Origin of the sequence: Nocardioides solisilvae (genome assembly GCF_003194625.1) — a bacterium.
GTDB classification, from domain to species: Bacteria; Actinomycetota; Actinomycetes; order Propionibacteriales; family Nocardioidaceae; genus Nocardioides; species Nocardioides solisilvae.
In genome coordinates, this window is the sequence record NZ_QHKX01000003.1 from 702,528 (window position 1) to 719,489 (window position 16,962).

Annotated in this window: 18 protein-coding genes and 1 pseudogene; 6 read left to right on the plus strand and 13 right to left on the minus strand. The window is 73.6% G+C overall.

Annotated features, from left to right (window positions below):
- Nucleotides 1-21 precede the first annotated feature (21 nt).
- The gene (locus DNK53_RS14695; protein WP_110183033.1) at nt 22-585 is read right to left on the minus strand and encodes a helix-turn-helix domain-containing protein; all 564 of its coding nucleotides are present in this window, start codon (nt 583-585) and stop codon (nt 22-24) included.
- Nucleotides 586-653: 68 nt separating this feature from the next.
- On the opposite strand from DNK53_RS14695, the gene DNK53_RS14700 reads away from it, so the two are divergent.
- Nucleotides 654-2,252: a bifunctional NAD(P)/FAD-dependent oxidoreductase/class I SAM-dependent methyltransferase gene (locus DNK53_RS14700; protein ID WP_110183034.1), complete on the plus strand. Its 1,599-nt coding sequence runs from the start codon at nt 654-656 to the stop codon at nt 2,250-2,252.
- 24 nt (nt 2,253-2,276) lie between these two features.
- On the opposite strand, the gene DNK53_RS14705 is transcribed toward DNK53_RS14700, so the two are convergent.
- From DNK53_RS14705 to DNK53_RS14715, 3 genes are all read right to left on the minus strand, one after another.
- Nucleotides 2,277-2,807, minus strand: coding sequence for a hypothetical protein (locus DNK53_RS14705; protein ID WP_110183035.1), 531 nt, complete (start codon nt 2,805-2,807; stop codon nt 2,277-2,279).
- Nucleotides 2,808-2,836: 29 nt separating this feature from the next.
- A complete protein-coding gene (locus DNK53_RS14710; RefSeq protein ID WP_204163935.1) occupies nt 2,837-3,496 on the minus strand; it encodes a collagen-like protein in 660 nt (219 codons plus the stop codon).
- A gap of 131 nt (nt 3,497-3,627) precedes the next feature.
- A complete protein-coding gene (locus tag DNK53_RS14715) occupies nt 3,628-4,422 on the minus strand; it encodes an MBL fold metallo-hydrolase (RefSeq protein WP_110183036.1) in 795 nt (264 codons plus the stop codon).
- 60 nt (nt 4,423-4,482) lie between these two features.
- Between DNK53_RS14715 and DNK53_RS14720 the strand changes: the two genes are divergently transcribed.
- The gene (locus tag DNK53_RS14720) at nt 4,483-4,863 is read left to right on the plus strand and encodes a DUF3054 domain-containing protein (RefSeq protein ID WP_204163936.1); all 381 of its coding nucleotides are present in this window, start codon (nt 4,483-4,485) and stop codon (nt 4,861-4,863) included.
- Nucleotides 4,864-4,876: 13 nt separating this feature from the next.
- Here the strand turns inward: DNK53_RS14720 and DNK53_RS14725 are convergent, their stop codons facing one another.
- Nucleotides 4,877-5,077, minus strand: coding sequence for a hypothetical protein (locus DNK53_RS14725; RefSeq protein WP_110183037.1), 201 nt, complete (start codon nt 5,075-5,077; stop codon nt 4,877-4,879).
- A 99-nt stretch (nt 5,078-5,176) separates the two neighbouring features.
- On the opposite strand from DNK53_RS14725, the gene DNK53_RS14730 reads away from it, so the two are divergent.
- Both DNK53_RS14730 and DNK53_RS14735 read left to right on the plus strand, forming a co-directional pair.
- Nucleotides 5,177-6,025: a DICT sensory domain-containing protein gene (locus tag DNK53_RS14730; protein WP_110183038.1), complete on the plus strand. Its 849-nt coding sequence runs from the start codon at nt 5,177-5,179 to the stop codon at nt 6,023-6,025.
- 93 nt (nt 6,026-6,118) lie between these two features.
- Nucleotides 6,119-7,081 (plus strand): endonuclease/exonuclease/phosphatase family protein, encoded by a 963-nt coding sequence (locus DNK53_RS14735; protein WP_110183039.1) that lies wholly within the window; start codon nt 6,119-6,121, stop codon nt 7,079-7,081.
- Between the two features lie 7 nt (nt 7,082-7,088).
- On the opposite strand, the gene DNK53_RS14740 is transcribed toward DNK53_RS14735, so the two are convergent.
- From DNK53_RS14740 to DNK53_RS14775, 8 genes are all read right to left on the minus strand, one after another.
- The gene (locus tag DNK53_RS14740; protein ID WP_162599959.1) at nt 7,089-7,904 is read right to left on the minus strand and encodes a hypothetical protein; all 816 of its coding nucleotides are present in this window, start codon (nt 7,902-7,904) and stop codon (nt 7,089-7,091) included.
- Between the two features lie 105 nt (nt 7,905-8,009).
- Nucleotides 8,010-9,698, minus strand: a complete 1,689-nt coding sequence (locus tag DNK53_RS14745) for a nuclease-related domain-containing DEAD/DEAH box helicase (RefSeq protein WP_110183041.1) — start codon at nt 9,696-9,698, stop codon at nt 8,010-8,012.
- 58 nt (nt 9,699-9,756) lie between these two features.
- Nucleotides 9,757-11,091 carry a type III secretion system chaperone gene (locus DNK53_RS14750; RefSeq protein ID WP_110183042.1) on the minus strand — a complete coding sequence of 445 codons (1,335 nt, stop codon included), beginning with the start codon at nt 11,089-11,091 and terminating at the stop codon, nt 9,757-9,759.
- Between the two features lie 89 nt (nt 11,092-11,180).
- Nucleotides 11,181-11,723 carry a hypothetical protein gene (locus DNK53_RS14755; protein WP_110183043.1) on the minus strand — a complete coding sequence of 181 codons (543 nt, stop codon included), beginning with the start codon at nt 11,721-11,723 and terminating at the stop codon, nt 11,181-11,183.
- Entirely contained in the window at nt 11,698-13,209 is a 1,512-nt protein-coding gene (locus DNK53_RS14760; RefSeq protein ID WP_110183044.1) for an ADP-ribosylglycohydrolase family protein, read from the minus strand. Before DNK53_RS14760 ends, DNK53_RS14755 begins: the two co-directional genes overlap by 26 nt.
- The gene (locus tag DNK53_RS14765) at nt 13,206-13,490 is read right to left on the minus strand and encodes a hypothetical protein (protein ID WP_110183045.1); all 285 of its coding nucleotides are present in this window, start codon (nt 13,488-13,490) and stop codon (nt 13,206-13,208) included. The genes DNK53_RS14760 and DNK53_RS14765 overlap by 4 nt, the downstream gene beginning before the upstream one ends.
- 11 nt (nt 13,491-13,501) lie before the next feature.
- Nucleotides 13,502-14,347, minus strand: a complete 846-nt coding sequence (locus DNK53_RS14770; RefSeq protein WP_110183046.1) for an ARPP-1 family domain-containing protein — start codon at nt 14,345-14,347, stop codon at nt 13,502-13,504.
- A 72-nt stretch (nt 14,348-14,419) separates the two neighbouring features.
- A complete protein-coding gene (locus DNK53_RS14775) occupies nt 14,420-15,130 on the minus strand; it encodes a hypothetical protein (RefSeq protein WP_162599960.1) in 711 nt (236 codons plus the stop codon).
- 85 nt (nt 15,131-15,215) lie between these two features.
- Between DNK53_RS14775 and DNK53_RS14780 the strand changes: the two genes are divergently transcribed.
- Both DNK53_RS14780 and DNK53_RS14785 read left to right on the plus strand, forming a co-directional pair.
- Nucleotides 15,216-16,541 carry a hypothetical protein gene (locus DNK53_RS14780; RefSeq protein ID WP_162599961.1) on the plus strand — a complete coding sequence of 442 codons (1,326 nt, stop codon included), beginning with the start codon at nt 15,216-15,218 and terminating at the stop codon, nt 16,539-16,541.
- A 32-nt stretch (nt 16,542-16,573) separates the two neighbouring features.
- Nucleotides 16,574-16,950: pseudogene (locus DNK53_RS14785) on the plus strand (PH domain-containing protein).
- Nucleotides 16,951-16,962: the final 12 nt, after the last annotated feature.

Genomic DNA, 16,962 nt, shown 5'->3' on the forward strand with positions numbered 1-16,962 from the left:
GCCTGCCCTGCGACGCGCGGGCTAGGAGCGCACGTGCATCCGCTCCCCCTGCGGCCCGAAGACGGCCAAGGCCTCGGCCGCGGTCGGCCCGGGATTGCCCACCCAGTGCGGTGTGCGGGTGTCGAACTCGACCACCTCACCCGGCTCGAGGACGAGGTCGCGGGTGCCGAGGAGCAGACGCACCCGGCCGCTCAGCACGTAGAGCCACTCGTAGCCCTCGTGGGTCTGCAGCGTCGGCCGCACCCCCGGCTCGGGGGGCAGGACGATCTTGAACGACTGCAGGCCACCCGGCCGCCGGGTCAGCTGGAGGAAGGTGCGCCCATGCCGCACCACGGGCCTGGGCCTGATACGCGGGTCGCCGGCCTCAGGGGCGTCGACGAGCTCGTCGAGCGCGACGCGGTGGGCACGGGCCAGGGGCAGGAGCAGCTCGAGCGTCGGCTTCCGCTGCCCCGACTCCAGGCGCGACAGCGTGCTGACCGAGATGCCCGTCTCCTCGGCCAGGTCGGTGAGGGTCGCCTCCCGTTCGAGCCTCAGCTGCCGCAGCCGCGGCCCGACTCCCCGCAGGATCTCGTCGTCGTCACCCATGACGCCGACTTTGCCATATTGGCAACAAGCCTTGTCAACATCGCAGGCGCAGAGAGATGCTCGATGCCATGACGACGACAGACGAGATCGACAACGACACGTGGGACGTGGTGGTGGTCGGCGGCGGGGCCGCCGGCCTCGGGGCGGCCATGGCGCTGGGGCGCTCGCGCCGCTCGGTGCTGGTGGTCGACGCAGGCGAGCCGCGCAACTCCCCGGCCGGACACGCGCACAACTACCTGGGCCGCGAGGCCGTGGACCCCCGCCGCCTGCTGGCCGACGGCCGTGCCGAGGTGGCGGCGTACGGCGTCGAGCTGCTCGACGACCGCGTCACCGCGGTCACGGGCGAGACCGACGCGTTCGTGGTGACGACCGCCGGCGGTCGCGAGGTGCGGGCGCGGCGCGTGCTCGCCACGGGCGGGGTGGTCGACGAGCTCCCCGCCGTCCCCGGCCTCGCGGAGCGGTGGGGCACCGACGTGCTGCACTGCCCCTACTGCCACGGCTGGGAGGTCCGGGACCGCGCCATTGCCGTCCTCGCGACCAGTCCCGTCGCCGGCCACCACGGCCTGCTCTTCCGACAGCTCTCCGACGACGTGGTGGTCGTCGTCGCCGACGGCGTGGAGCTGCCGGGCGACGACGTCGAGCGGTTGGCCGCGATGGGCGTGCGGTTCGAGCCCGGGACCCCGCGCGAGCTCGTCGTCGAGGACGACCGCCTGGTCGGGTTGCGGCTCGCCGACGGCTCCCTCCTCGCCCGGGACGCCGTCGTGGTGGCGCCGCGGGTGCAGGTGCGGGCCGACTTCCTGAGCCCCCTAGGGCTCGCTCCCGAGCCGGTGGAGATGGGCGGGGCCCTGCTGGGCTCGGTGCTCAGAGTCGATCCGATGACCGGGGCCACGGCGGTGCCCGGCGTCTTCGCGGCCGGCAACGCCACCGACGTCTCCATGACGCTGATGGCCTCCGCGGCCCACGGCAACCGGGTGGGCGCCTTCGTCAACGCCGACCTGGCCGCGGCCGACGCCGCGAGGGCGGTCGCCCAGCGCCGCGCCGACTTCTTCGAGCGGCCCGCATGGGAGGAGCGCTACTCCAGCGACAAGGTCTGGAGCGGCCGGGTCAACCCGGTGCTCGCCGCCGAGGCGGCGACCCTGTCGCCGGGGCGCGCGCTCGACGTGGGCTGCGGCGAGGGCGGGGACGCGATCTGGCTGACCCAGCAGGGCTGGCAGGTGACGGCGACGGACTTCGCCGAGGCCGCGCTGCGGCGCACCGAGCAGCACGCCGCCGACGCCGGGGTGGGCGACCTCGTGGCGACGCGGCTGGTCGACGTCCGGGAGTGGGACGCCGGCGACGAGCGGTGGGACCTGGTCAGCTCGCAGTTCGTGCACCTGCCCGACGGCGGCATGGTCGACGTCGTACGCCGGCTCGCCGCGGCCGTCGCGCCCGGCGGCACGCTGCTGGTCGTCGGCCACCACCCGCACGACCTCGAGCGCGGGCTGCGGCACGGCCACCACATGTCGCTGCACACGGCCGAGTCGCTGCTGCCGGCGCTCGAGGCCGACGGACCCGACGCGTGGGAGGTCGAGGCCTGCGACGCCCGCCCGCGGACCCAGACGCACCCCCAGACCGGCGAGGAGATGGAGACCGTCGACGCGGTGCTGCGGGCGCGACGGATCAGGTGAGGCAGGCTCACCCGGACGAGGGCGTCAGGGATGCCCGGCGTACCCGAACTCGGCGCGCAGCCCGGAGTCCACGCCGCGGGCCTCGAGGGGCTCGGCGGAGCGCTCGACCACCCGCCGCGAGGGCCAGACGTGGAGCACCATCAGCGCCAGGCCGATCACCGCACCGAGCAGGAAGAGCAGGTAGGTGCCGTCGACGAAGGCAAGGGCGATGCCCACCAGGACAGGCGCCTCGGCGAGCGCGAAGCGCAGCATGCTGGCCGCCTGGAAGCGGCCCTGCGCGGCGCGGCGCGCGGCCTCCGGCTCGGTGCCGGGCTCCAGCGGCTGGAGCCGGTAGCCCATGACCGGCAGCAGGGCGAAGAGCGCCGCGCCACCGACCACGAGGACCCCGGCGAAGAGCGGGTCGGGGGTGGCGGTCAGCCAGCTCCCCTCCTCGCCGGGGTCGGTCCCGCCCACGAAGAGGAGCACGAGGCCGATGAGCACCGGGGCACCCAGCAGGGAGCCGGTGAGGATGCGGTAGGTCTGGGCGTAGCTGGCGGTGGGTGCTGGCTGCGTCATGGGCGTCAGTCTGGCCTACCCCGCCGACGTCAGCGGAACGTCGCTGTCGGCGCGGGCACGGGCGTGCTCGCGAAGGTCGCGTCCAAGGCGAAGGACGGGATGGGCTGCATCGTGGTGTCGCGGAAGCCGTAACAGTGGCCGGTCGCCTCCAGCCGGGTGCCGGCCGGCACGACCCGAGTGAAGGCCTGCGAGCCCGTGCTGGAGGCGAGGAGCACGTTCTCTCCCCGCACGCCGTCCTTGGTCGGCGTGAGCACGACAGCCCAGATCTCGCACCCTTCGATCGCACCCGACACCCGCACGTCGACCCCGGTGAGCAGGGTCCGGGTCCCGAACGCCGTGGAGGAGGTGAGCAGGGGGACGTAGCCACCTCCGGGGCCTCGGCCGTTGTTGACCCCGTCGCCGGCGAAGGACGTCTGCCAGGAGTGGACCTCGGCGAACGGGCTGCCGTCTGCCCCGGGCTCGCCCTGGGGACCGCGCGGCCCCGCTGGGCCGGCCTCGCCCCGGGGACCGGTCACACCGGCCGCACCGGGCGCGCCAGTCTCGCCCTCGGCACCCGCGGCGCCGGCGGGCCCTCCCGGCCCGGGCGGTCCGGCGGGACCGGCCGCTGCGGCCCCGTCCAGCGCGCGCTTCACAGGCTTCGACAGGTCGACCTTCTTGATCGTGCCGTCCCTGATGTCCTTCGTCGTCACCAGCCGAGCTGCGACCGCACCGGTGGCCCGGCGAAGCCCAGCGCGAGGGCGATCGCGGCGACCACGGCCGCCGTACGGGCTGAGGGCTTCTTCATGCGGACTCCTGGGTCGGGACGACAGGTCTCCGGAGGCTAGGGCATCGACGACCCCCGGCGCAGCCGCTCGAGCAGCACCGGGTCGTGGGCGCAGACGATCTCGAGGTCCGGCTCCCCGCCCGCCGCGAGCTCGGCGAGGCGAGCGTGGTTGGCGCGCACCTGCGGCCGGTCCCAGGCCAGCGCGACCTCGGCGACGGAGAGCGTCCGCGGCACGCGGGAGCCGTCGAGGGTGCCGCGGTGGAAGAACGCGTCGCCCGCGTGCAGCAGCCACCCCTCGTCGGTCTCGACGGCCACGGCCGCGTGGCCCCGGCTGTGGCCCGGCATCGGGACGAGCACCACGCCGGAGGCGATCTCGGTCAGCTCGCGGGCGGCCTCGAACCCGCGCCATCCCTCCCCCGTCCGGGGGTGCTCGACCAGGTGGGGGCCGTGGGCCCACTGCGCCGGGCGGTAGCGGGTCCGCTCCCGGCCCCTCGGGTCATGGACCGCACCCTGCGCCTCCTCCGCGGTGACGTGCACGCGGGCGTCGGGGAAGTCGCTGATCCCGCCGACGTGGTCGAGGTCGAAGTGGGTGAGCACGACGTGCCGGACGTCGGCGGGGTCGAGACCGAGCGCCTCGACCTGCCGGTACGCCGTCTCCTGCGGGTCCAGGGCCGGGCGCAGGAGGTGCCGGGTCGCCCCGAGCCGGCGCGCGGGGTCGGCGACGTCGGCGAGCCCGAAGCCCGTGTCGACCAGCACCAGCCCGGCGGCGTCCGTCTCGAGCAGGAGCACGTGGGCGACGAGGGGATGTCGCCCGGCTCGCATCGAGCCGCAGTTGAGGTGGTGGACGCGCATCCGGCGAGTATGTCGGACCTGCGGCCTCAGCGTCGAGGGCCGGGCGCCTAACCTGAACGGGTGCGACTCCCCGCCCGGCTGCCCGCCCTGCTGCTCGACCTCGTCGCCGTGCTCGCCTTCGCGGCCGCGGGTCGCCGTTCGCACGACAGCGGCGACGGGCTGAGCGCCGTCCTCGACATCGCCTGGCCCTTCGCGGTCGGCGCACTGGCGGGTCACCTGCTCCTCGCCCTCGCGCCGCCACTGAGGGACCAGTCGCCCGCCCGCGTGCTCGCGGGAGTCGTCGTCTGGCCGGTCACCGTGACCCTCGGGATGCTGCTGCGCCAGGCGACCGGCGACGGGACCGCGTGGTCCTTCGTGCTGGTCGCGACCGGGGTGCTGGGCGCCCTGCTGGTGGGGTGGCGGACGGTGCTCGCGCTGGTCCGCCGTGGCGCCCAGGAGTGACCGGCCCCCGGTCTCAGGCGGCGGGCGGGAGCTCGTCGCTGCCGCCGATCGCGGCGGCGGGGGCCGACGCCGAGACCTGGCGCAGCGGGAGCGGGATGATCGCCGGGGTGTGGGCGATCTCCTCGGCGCGCATCGCGTCGAAGCGCCAGATGACGACGCTGCCGACGATGCCCACGAGCATGGCGACCGAGCTGATGAGAACCATGGTGATCATGACAGTGCTCCTTGGAGTGGACCGGGACAAAACCTCTACAAACATGTATAACTCTTTGTAGCGATCTTGACCAGACCCTTCGAAGGGATTTCTCGACGGATGACGGAGACCCGCGTGACCGACGACTTCAGCATCGGCACCCTCGCGCAGCGCACGGGCGTGACGACCAACGTGCTGCGCACCTGGGAGCACCGCTTCGGCTTCCCCGCCGGGCGGCGTACGGCGTCGGGGCACCGCCGCTTCACCGACGCCGACGCCGCGCTGGTCGCCGAGGTGCTGGAGGCCCGCGAGCGGGGCGTGCCGCTGCAGCTCGCGGTCGAGGGTGTCGTGCAACGCACGCGGCAGGCCTCGGAGGAGTCGGTGCACGCGGTACTGGTGCGGGAGTTCCCCGACCTGCGACCCCGGCGGTTGTCGCGGGGGACGCTGATCGCCGCCTCGCACGCCATCGAGGACGAGGTGCTCGCCCGCGCCGACCGGTCGCTGGTGCTCGGGACCTTCCAGCGCGGCTCCGAGTTCGCCCGGTCGGAGCACCGCTGGGACGAGCTGGCCCGGACCGCCACCTGGGCCGCGGTGCTGGCCGGCTTCGACGGCGACCTGGTCGCCGACCCCGCCGGGCGGCCCGCCCGCTGCCACCTCGCCGACGACTCCGCCCTGCGGCGGGAGTGGACCGTCGTCGCCCTGAGCCCCACCTTCGCCGCGGTGCTGGCCGCCTGGGAGGTGCCCTCGCGACCCGGCGAGCCGGCGACCTACGAGTCGGTCGTCACGATGCGGCGGGGCCCGGCGCTCGCCGCGGCGCGGGTGCTGGTCGGGGCGGCCCGGTCCGCGGGCGCCACTCCTCCCCCGGCGGTCGACGAGCTCCTCGGTTCGTCCGTGGCCGTCGAGACGCCGGTCGTCGACGCCGACCGGGTGCTGCTGCGGGTGCTGGAGCGGGTGGACGCGCAGCGCTGACTCCCCCGGCTTGGCCCGTGCGCAGGGCTGTCCGGCAAGCACGGCGCGGACTACCGTGGTGAGGGTTGGTCGGTCGACTTCCCAGGGGGCCGGATGAGCCACTACGCGCCACCGTCCGCCCCCGCGCCGCCCGAGCTCGCGGACGACCTGGACAGGTTGCACTCAGCCCTCGACGAGCAGGTCCCGGGCAAGGACGACGCCAACCTGCTGATCGGGACGTGGAACCTGCGGGCCTTCAGCGACCTGACCCCCAAGTGGCGCGCCGGGGAGCGCGACAGCCCCAAGCGGGACTGGCACGCCCTGACGTGCATCGCGGCCGTGGTGGAGCGGTTCGACGTCACCGCCGTCCAGGAGACGCGGCGCAACGCCCGGGCCCTGTTCTCGCTGCTCACCCAGCTCGGGCCGCGCTACCGGGTGATCGCCTCCGACGTCACGGAGGGCGACGCCGGCAACGGGGAGCGGCTCGCCTTCGTCTACGACGCCGACCGGGTGACCCCGTCGGGGCTGGTCGGGGAGATCGTCCTGCCGCCCGGTGCCGACGGGCCGAGCGACCAGTTCGCGCGGACGCCGTACGCCGCGGGGTTCGTGCGCGGGGAGACGGAGTTCATCCTCACGACGGTCCACGTGGTGTGGGGCGAGTCGCCGGGCGACCGGATCGCCGAGCTGACGGCGTTCGCGCGCTGGATGCGCCGCTGGGCCGAGCGGCCGCAGGACTGGAACCGCAACCTCCTCGTCCTGGGCGACTTCAACCTCGACCGGATCGACGACCCCCTCTTCGACGCCTTCGTCTCCACCGGGCTCTGGCCGCCGGCCGAGCTCAACCACGTCCCGCGGACGATCTTCGCCGAGGACGCCGGACAGCACTTCTACGACCAGGTCGCGTGGTTCAGCGACCCGACCGACCCCGACCTGCCCTCGCTGCTGGAGGGGCTGCGCTACACGCGGCACGGCGGCAGCTTCGACTTCGTGCCGCACGCCCTGCGCGACCTGACCCGGGCGCAGGTCTCCTGGCGGATCAGCGACCACTACCCGCTGTGGGTCGAGTTCGCGGTGTGAGGCGGAGTCAGACGACCCGGTGCGTGCGGAAGAAGCGGACGCCGTCCTGGTCGACGACCGCGCTCTCGTCGGTGGCCTCCGACTCGAGCCCGACCTCGTAGGAGTCGTTCACCCGGGACCAGCCGCCCGGCTCGAGGCCGTCGGGGAGCTCGAGCTCGACCTCCTCGGCGTCGTACTCGTCGAACATGCCCGGTGCCAGGGTGAGGTCGCCGAAGCCGGAGTCCACGGACGGGATCTCGTCGTAGGTCGCGATCCACTCCTCGATCGCCGCCCTGAGCTTCTCCGCCCCCGCGGTGAGGTCGGCGTCCTCCGGCTGGTCGACGGGCACCTCCAGGAAGACCGACCCGCCCTCCCAGGTCATCTGCTCGCCCGAGTCGGTGGACAGGGTGTACGTCGTGACCTTGCCGTTGGCCCACTCGATCGCGAACTGGTCGGCGACGGCGACCCGGGGAGCCGCCACCTCGAAGTGGTCGGCCGTGCCGTCGGTGAGACTCCCGAACCTGCCGCCGAACCCCTCACCCGCCTCGGCCACGGCGACCTCCTCGAACAGCAGGACGTCGGCGTGCAGCTGCGCCTGCTCGTCGGTGAGGGAGGCCTGCGCGACGGTGCCGTCCTCGCTCTCGGCGGGGTCGCCGGGGGGTGCGTCGGTGGTCGAACCGGAGGTCGGATCGGGGGTCGAGCCGGCGGCAGGGCTGCCGGCAGCGGACTCGCCCCCTGCGGGCTCGGCCAGCGGCTGCCCCGCAGGGTCCTCGGCGCCGCAGGCGAGCAGGAACGGGGCGAGCAGCATGCTCGCCGCCGCGAGGGTGGGACGAATGACGGGCAAGGGATCCCCCTGGTGCGTGCGCGTACGCGGGGCCACGAGCCTCCCAGCGCTGGACGGTGGCCGCCCGTGGTTCCACGAAATCTCTGGACCGTGGCCGCGCAGCGGTCAACGGGGTGGGGGTGGGCCGGTCGGGACGCCGAGCCGCTTGGCGACGTCCTCCCCGCCGACGCGCCGCACGACCTCGGGGTCGCCGACGACCACGAGGACGTCTGTGGCCCGCGACATCCCGACGTAGAGGCGCTCCCGGGCGCGGTCGCGGGCGCCGTCCTCGTTGAGGCAGAGCACGACCGCGCGACGCTCGAGCCCCTTGCAGCCGAGGACGTGGCCGTAGAAGACGTCGTCGTCCCAGTAGGTCCTCCAGTAACCCTCCTGGTCGTGGAACGCCGTCCGCTCGACCTGGATGGGGTGGCGGTGGCCGGTGGTCAGCAGGGCGACGTGCCGCGGCTCCCAGCCCTCGTCGAGCAGCCGCTCCACCTCGTCGTCGGCCGCGCTCGTCGCCTCCTCGCGGGTGCTCTCGACGAACCGCACGGCCGGGCCGTCGCCGCCGCGGGAGTACATCCGGCTCGGCGCCAGCGGACCGAAGGACTCGTGGATCTGCCGGGTGTTGCGCAGGTTGTGGTCGAGGACGAGTGGGACCAGCGCGACCGGCGGCCGGCCGAAACGGGCGAAGATCCGCTGGTTCTCGTCGGAGTACACGAAGAGGCCGCCCTCCTCCTCGTCGCGCAGCGAGCCCAGCACCGGCGTCCACCAGGAGTCGGCGAAGTCCTGCGCCTCGTCGACGATGACGGCGTCGTACTTCTTGCCGTCGGGGAGCGCGGCGGCGAGCTCGGCCATCTGGGCCGGGAGCCGTTCCTCCCAGAACTCGCTGTCGGTCCGGTCCCCCTCGTCAGCGCCCCACTGACGGCCGAACTCGTGGAAGGTGCCGACGAAAGCCGGGCGGTGCCGGCGGTCCCACGAGGCGACCTGCCGCTTGAGGTGCTCGGCGAGGCCGATGGAGTAGCAGAGCAGGGCCACCCGTTGGCGGGGCAGGCCATGGCCGCCCCGGGTGAGGTCCTTGGCCTGCTGCAGGGCGAGCACCGTCTTGCCGCTGCCGGCGCCACCGCGGACCTCGACCCGGTGGAGCAGCCGCGTGACACGCAGGATCGTGGACTGCTCCATGGTGAGGCGGTCGAAGGTGTCGGCCCGGTCGTCGGACTCCGCGTTGACGTCGTAGGGCGTCGGGAACCTCCCGGCGAGCACGTCGGTGATCACCTCGACGTCGTCGTGGGTGGGCGGCCGCTGACCGTGCGCCATCCACCACGCATTGTTGCGGACCCGGTCGCCGAGGTCGGCGAGGTCGTCCTTGTCGTGCAGCGCCCAGCGCGGCAGCTCGGGGACCGTGAAGTCCGGGTCGAAGACCGTGTACGGCGTGACGACGCCGTGCCCCCACGTCACCCGCCGCGGCGCTCCCCCACGCGGGTGCTGCTCGACGTACCGCTTCAGCGCGTGCTTGGCGACGCGCACCTGCTCGACCGGGTCGATCCGGCGTCGCTGGCCCTGGCGCTGGATCCACCACGTGTGGCCCACCGCGTCGTCGGGCTCCACCTGCACGCTGCCGCCCTTCACCTCGAGGACGAGGACGCCCACCCCGGGCATCAGGACGACCAGGTCGGCCTCGACGTCCTTGTCGGCGTCGGTGAGCCGGAGGTTGGCGAGCAGCACGTCGTCGGGGCCGAGCACGTCACGCAGCCGTTCCCAGACCCGCTCCTCCGACGGGGTCTGGAAGGTCGGTGACTCGGGAATCAGACGCACCATGTCTCGACCCTCCCAGCGACCGGGAGGTGGCGGGGGCGGTTCGCCGGAATCCGTCGGGTCACCGCGGGTGGTCGCACTCGTCCTCGTCGAAGAGGGCCAGCTGGTCGTGGGGAACCTTGCGCTGCGGCGTCTCGACCGTCAGTCGCAGGGCCTGCCGCAGGCGGTGCCGCAGGTCGCGGAACATCGCGATCCGCGCACCCGCCAGCGACTCCCCCGCGGTGTCGCCCTTCTCCACCGCCGTCCGCTTTCGCCGCTTCCAGCGACGCACCTGGGCGTCGACCTCCCGGGTCGCCTCGAGCAGCATCTCCTGGTCCCGCCCGAAGATCCTGAGGATCGTCGTGGGGCTGACCGAGCCGCGCTCCTGCTTCTCGAGCTCGAGCATCACGCCGTACGCCGTGCGGTACTGGGACGTCTGCGCCGGCGGCCGGGGAGGGATCCTCCGAGACGGCCCGGCGGGGGCGGGCTGCACCACGTCGTCGTCGAGACGTCGGCCGCCGAGCCGAGCGACGAGGTCGCTGCCCCACTGGTCGACCTGGCTCAAGAGCCGCTCCAGCTCCTGCTTCAGCACCGCCGGCACCAGCGCCGTGAGGTCCAGCTCGCGGGAGACCGCGATCCCGCCCTCGCGGAAGGCGAAGGTCAGCCCGGCCTCGCGGGCGTTGAGCATGTTGACCTCGAGCAGCGCACGGGTCGTGTCCTCGACCTCGTCGACCAACCAGCAGTGCAGCAGCACCCGCGGCCGCTGCGGGGAGACGAAGACCCAGACCCGGCCGTGGGCCGTGGCGAGCGGGAGGTCGCCGTCCTCGTCCCAGTCGGGCATCACGGCGTAGAGCTCCCCCACCGCCAGCTCGACGCCGGCGCGCAGCTCGTCGACGTCGCGCGGGAAGATCGGCCGGTGCAGGTCGGGGCCCTCGTCGCCGCCCCGACCGCGGCTCACGGACACGGCCTCGTCCTCCTCGAGCCCCATGGTCTCGAGGTAGACGGGGTGCGGGAGGCCGTGGACCTCGCGCACCGCCCGGACGAGCATCACGGCCGCCCGGTCGGCCTCGCGCCGCTCCAGGTCGACCCAGAAGCAGGTCTCGCCCTCCGCCGGGTCGGTGGCCGCCGGCGGGTGGTAGCCCAGCGCTATCAGGGCCCGCTGCTGGGCGTCGTCGAGCTGTCGGTCGTCGGGCAGGTAGTGGTTGCTGTTGACCTCGACGCGCAGCACGTCGCCGGCCAGAGTCGCGTCGCAGAGCGGCACGATCTCGCCGGTCGCCACGCCCGGCTCCTCCCACGTCGCGAGCCCGACGATCATGTCCTCGTCCATCCCGGCGAGTCGGTCGGCCACCCGCTGCCGGAGCTCCCGCCACGCCGTCTCCACCGCGTCGTCCCAGCGACGCACCAGCTCCTCGCCCATCCCCGACCCCCTTCCCCTCACCTCCGACAGTAGGAACGACCACCGACAATTCTCGGCGTCTCGCAGGACCGGTCTGGACCGGGAGTCAGCTAGTCACACTGCTCGCAGGACCCGGTGACGGGCCGCTCGATGAAGTGCTCCGGGCAGACGTCGCCCCGGAGCGCGTCGCCCCCTCGGCTTCCGTCCCGACCTCCAGCCACGTAGTCGGGGAACCCGACGACCTCGTCCCGGGACGGCTGCGCGTAGGTCTTGCCGAACCAGGCGCGAGCCTGCCCGTCCCTGCCGAGAGCCACGTAGGACCGGCTGTTGGGCATCCACAGGGAGTCGTGCTCGACCCCGCGCATCGCAGCCATCACCCGTTCCTGGTTGGCCACCGGCACACCGAACCGCTGCACCGCGTCCGCCAGGTCCTTGAGGTAGGTCCTCCCGTTGCCGTCCAGCTCGGCCCGGCACCACGTGCAGACCGGCATCTCCGCCCGCTCGTCCTCGGTGGCCGTCCGCACGTCGCTCGCCAGATGGGGGCAGGCAGGGACGTGGAGCCGTTGGCCTCCTTCGGTCCTGACCAGGTCGTCCGGTGCCCCGCGCCACTCCCGCGGCGGGACGAGCTCACCCGTGCTCATCGTGTCGTCCATCCGTCGAGTGTCGGCCGGGGCGACCCTCCGCCGCAGCCGAACCGTCGAGCGCGCGCAACGCGTCCACCAGGAACCCCTGCGGCCGAGCGGCGGGCAACACGCCCAGCACCGCGTCGAGGGACTCCTCCAGCGAGTGACCGGCCAGCACGCCCACCCACGCGGCGACCGTCGGCGTGCGGCTGTGGCTGGCGACGCAGTGCAGGTAGACCTGGCGCCCGGCGTCCCGCAGTCGCAGGGCGGTGCGGGCGGCGTCGTCGATGACGAACTCGAGGTTGGGGTTGTCGTCGGCGACGGTGTCGAGCAGGCGGACGGCGTGGCCGTCGACGTGGTCGGGGACCTGCGCGGTGCCGACCCGGCAGAGGCTCACGACGGCGTCGATCTCGTCGGGGAGGTCGTCCAGCGCCAGGGCGCCGCCGATCCACATCCCGTCGACCAGCGGATGCGGGACGAAGGTGTCCGCGCCCACGTAGCCGGCGTACTCCACCCGCTCGGCCAACGGCCACCGGCTCCCCGGCGGCGGCTGCCCACCGTGGAGGGTGAGCGTCGCCATCGAGACCAGCTCGGCGGCGCCGCGTCGGCCCTGGACCCCCCAGCCGTGCAGCGGCGCCTGCCACTCCTGCGGCAGCGCGCTGGCTCCCCAGCGGGCTCCGAGGAGGGCACCGGCGATGGCGGCGACGGTGTCGGTGTCGTGGCCGATCCCGATCGCCGTGGCGAGCGACTCCTGGAGGTGCCGGCACGGCATCGCCTCGGGCACGGGCGTGTGGACGATCGCCGACCACGCGGCCTGGAGCGCACCGACCACCCACGCGTTCTGCGCGAAGTGGGAGGGGTCGCGCTCCTCGGCCTCACCGAGCACCTCGGCCCACCGCTCGCGGTCGGGCACGTGCGGCAGGACGTCGTCGGCCGTGGGCAGCTCCCCGGTGAGGACGGCGTGGCGGATCATCAGGCACCACAGCGCCGCGCCCTGCCCCGCGAGCGGGTCGTGGTGGGTCAGCGCCGAGACCGCCATCGCGGCCTCGACGAGGGCCACGGGGTCGTCGAGGTGGGCGAGCGCCACCGGCGCGGTCCGCATCAAGGACCCGTTGCCGGCGCTGCGCCCCGACCGCTCGTGCAGCTCCCGCGCGGCGGCCGTCATCTGTGCGCCGGTGGGGGTGCGTCCGGCGGCCCGCAGCACCTGGGCGGTCTGGATGCCCACGTCGGGCGGGCCCTCGGCGTACCAGTCAGCGAAGCCCTGCGCGATCGCGTCGAGCGCCTGCTCGGAGCGCAGGTCGGCGCCGGTGGCGGCGACCCGGGCGATCGCCACGGCCTGCGCGGTGTCGTCGGTCCACTCGCCGGGCGCGAAACCCCCGAGGCCGCCGCCGATCATCGCGGGCCACCCGTCGTACGCGGCGGAGCCGAACTCGTAGCCGGCTCCCAGCGCGTCACCCGCCGCCGAGGCGAGCAGGGCGCCGACGCCGCGGTCGACCTGGGCAGACGCCCACCTCAACGCTCCTCCCCCACGACGGCGGCGGTGATGACGGCGTACTGCTCGTCGGTGAGCTCGTCGGCGAAGTACGCCGCCTGCACCGGGACGAACGTGTCGGAGGGGTCGTCGTCGAGCATCCCCTCCATCTTCATGTGGATGACCTCGACGTGGGTCAGCCCCTCGGTCTCGGCAGCCCGCCGGGCACTGCCCTCGCGGATGATCCGCGCGATCTGGGGCGCCACCTCCTCGGCCGTCGTCTCTCCGTCTCTGACCTGCCGCAGCAGCTCGCGCACCGTGCTCATCGCTCCCCCTCTCATCCCGCCACCAGCATCGGGTGGCGGACGTTGGTCATCCGGCTGTGCACGTCACGCCCCTGCCAGCGCAGCGTGGAGGCGTCGACGTACGGCGTGCGTCCGGCGATCTCTTCCGCCTCGCCGGCGGGACGGCGGTCGCCGAGGGCCGCCGCCTCGAAGCGGTCGACGAAGCGGCGCGCGCGGCGACCCGGCGTCGGCACCCCCGGGGCGTGCCACGCGTCGAGGGCCGCGGCGCGCAGGATCGCGTCGAGCTGGACGCGGAGCCGCCGCTGGCTGGAGAACACCTCGCCAACGTAGGGCTGACCGCCGACACCGATGAGCACGCCGGACTGTCCGGGCAGGAGCCGGTAGTCCGACCAGTCCACGCTGGCCGTCCGCTCGTCGAGGTGGCGCACGAACGAGGTGGTCGGGTTGTCGGTGCCGGCGGTGTGCCGGGCGACGCGCTCCCACACCTCACCCTGGACGTCCGCGTGGCCGCGCACCGCCTCGCGGATGTAGGGCGTCGCACGACGCCCGACGGTGCGCTGCGCGCGCCCGCCGCCCCAGCGACCCTGCTCCACGCAGGCGACCTCGACGGCGATGCGCTGGCCCGCCCCGACCATGACGGGCCGGGTCGCCATCCGGTGCTGCCAGCCGCCCTCGAAGAGCTGGCCCTCCAGCACCAGGACCGCCTTGTCGCCGGCGTTGCCCACCATCAGCCGACCGACGTCGGGGCCGTCGTGCATCTCGCTGACCACCAGGTGGCGCGGGTCGAGCGTGTAGCGGTCGGGACCGCCCTCGGCGCTCCACAGCGGGAACACCGTCATGGCGCCGCGGGTGGTACCGCGGCCGATGTGCAGAGTCATGTCGTCCTCCTTCTCCCCGGCCCGGTGGGGCCGACGTGGAGGACTGTGCCGAAGAGGGCCGATTTCGCCCGCTTACCCGGGTAACCCCTCGAGGACCTCGGGCGGCAGGTCGGCGAGCGTGATGGTGCGGGTCAGCCGCACGAGGTAGTGCCCGAGGTGGTCGGTGTCGCGCAGGTCGAGCCACCGCTCGCGGTTGACGTGGTCGCGGGTCTTGGTGAGCACGTTCTTGACGGCCTGCTCGCTCTTGCCGAGCCGCTGCCCCGCTGTCAGAGCGACGTTCTTCGGCTTGGCCTGGCGGGTGAGCAGGTGCAGGTAGGCGACGGCCAGGATGCGACGGTGCGCCTCGGGGATGTCGACCAGGCCGACGGCGTACGCCGTCCGCGGCTCCTCCCCGCGCACCTCGGGCTGGTCCTGCAGGACCTGCAACCCCTCGCCCTCCCCCGCGCCGATCACGACCTGGAGGTAGAGGTGGTCGTCGAGCTCGGGGAACGTCATCAGCGCCCGCCCCGGCTGCAGCGCCACCATCGCCCGACTGCCGAAGGTGTGCTGGCCGATGTAGCGGCTGGCCACCGTGGCCCGTGGCCGGCCCAGCTGCACGACCCACCCCCGGTCGTAGGGGATGAACCGGCACAACCGGCTCGGCACCCACGACTCCGGGACGTGCAGGCCGGCGTAGGGCAGTCGACCCGCCGAGACGGGCTCCCACGACGGCAGGGCCCACTGACCCCGCACCGTGTCACCGACCTTGAGGCTCACCCGGCCGCCGAAGAGACGTTCATCCATGCCGCTGACGTTAGGGGCGGACGCCGACAGGACGGGCGGGTTCGCCCGAACCGGTCGTGCGTCCCTTGTCGTGGATGAGAGGTTCATGAGCGACCCCTTCGACCACCCCCGGGCCAGAGGAGCCACGATGCAGCACGCCCACCTCGAGCGCATGGCCGAGCTGGTCCGCGCGACCGCCGAGCACGACCTCGCGGAGGCCCAGCGCCTCGCCGCGGTCGCCGTCGTGCAGGCGGTGCGCGCCGACGGCGCGACCGCCGAGCTGGGCGACCGTGACGGGCTCGCGACCGCCGAGGTCCGGGGCACCGACGGACGGTGGCTGGTCATCGCCCCGCTCGTCAGCTGGGACCCGAACGCCGAGCCCCCGTCGGAGGGCCCCGACGGACCGGGAGTGTGGGAGTACGGCGTCCGCGACGTCGACGGCACCCTGCTTTTCCGCCCCGACGGGGACGGCGCCCCCGAGCGGCCCGCCACTTGGCACCGGGCTGACCACGGACTGGCCCTCGCCGTGGGGCTGCATGAACGCGGCCTCGTGCAGGACCTCATGGAGTCCCACCTCGGGTGGACGCCCGCAGTCGGCGAGCACGACCCGGTGCGCCGCCTCGTGCCCGGCGAGCCCGCCGCGAGCTACGCGCCCTCCCCCTACCCCGGCGAGCGGCCGGCGGGCTCGTTCGTCATCGACACCGACGGCCTCTGCTGGCCGGTGCGGCCCGACGACTCACAGCCGAGCGGGTGGTGCGTCGAGGACGACGCCGGTGCGCGCTGCCTGGACGCCTGGCTCGCCGAGCGGGAGGCCACTCCGCTGTCGGAGCGCGTGCCCCTGCTCGGCTACGGGTCCAACGCCTGCCCCGGCAAGGTGTTGCGGAACGGCACGCCCCTGCCGGCGGTCCACCTCGCCGCCACGATGACGGACCTGGCGTCAGCCTGGTGCACCGGGGAGACCAGGGCGGGACACACCCCCGTCACCCTCGTCGCCGCCCCCGGCCACGTCGAGGAGGCCGTGATGATGATGGTCGACGGCGCCGAACTGCACGAGCTGGACCGCGTCGAGGGCCGCAGCGTCGGGAGGTACCACCTCGTCCTCCTCGAGGAGGGACGCGTGGTCATGGAGAACGGTGAGCACGTCCCCCACCCCGCGGCGTACGTCGGCGCGTCGGGCTTCCGGGTGCCCGTGCTCATGGCGGGGCGCCCCCTGCTGCGGGCAGACCTCGACCTCGCGCAGTCCACACTGCTGCGCGCCGTCGTGCCCACGGTGGAGGGCGACGGCGCGCCGCTCGGGCGGGTCGTCCCGGCCTCGACTCACCCCAAGCCGGCCGACTGCGTAGCCGACCCCGTGTCACCGCCGACAGACGCAGTTCCACGCACCGCGTGGCGCTTTTCGCGAACAGCCCCTGATCCGGGGGAGCAGCGATAACGTCGTTCATCCATGACTACTAGGGGGAACACATGGACTCGTCGACCGCCACCATCACCGCTTGGACCTTCGTCTCCGAGTGCCCCATTCCCGAGGACATCGGACCGATCCTCGTTGACGGGGAACAGGCATGGGCGGCGTACAAGACCTTTCGCGACTCCGCGGTCTTCACGAACAACGCCTGATCGTCCGCGATGCCCAGGGGCTTACCGGCAAGAAGGTCGAGATCTACTCGCTGCCCTACTCCGCGATCAACATGTGGTCGTCCGAGAACGCCGGCAAGTTGCTGGACTTCAACGCCGAGATGGAGTTGTGGACCCGCGCAGGGCACATCAAGATCAAGCTCAACAAGGGCGTCGACATCCGCAAGCTGGATCACCTGATCTCCCACGCCGTACTGAATGGATGAGATATCAAGCGC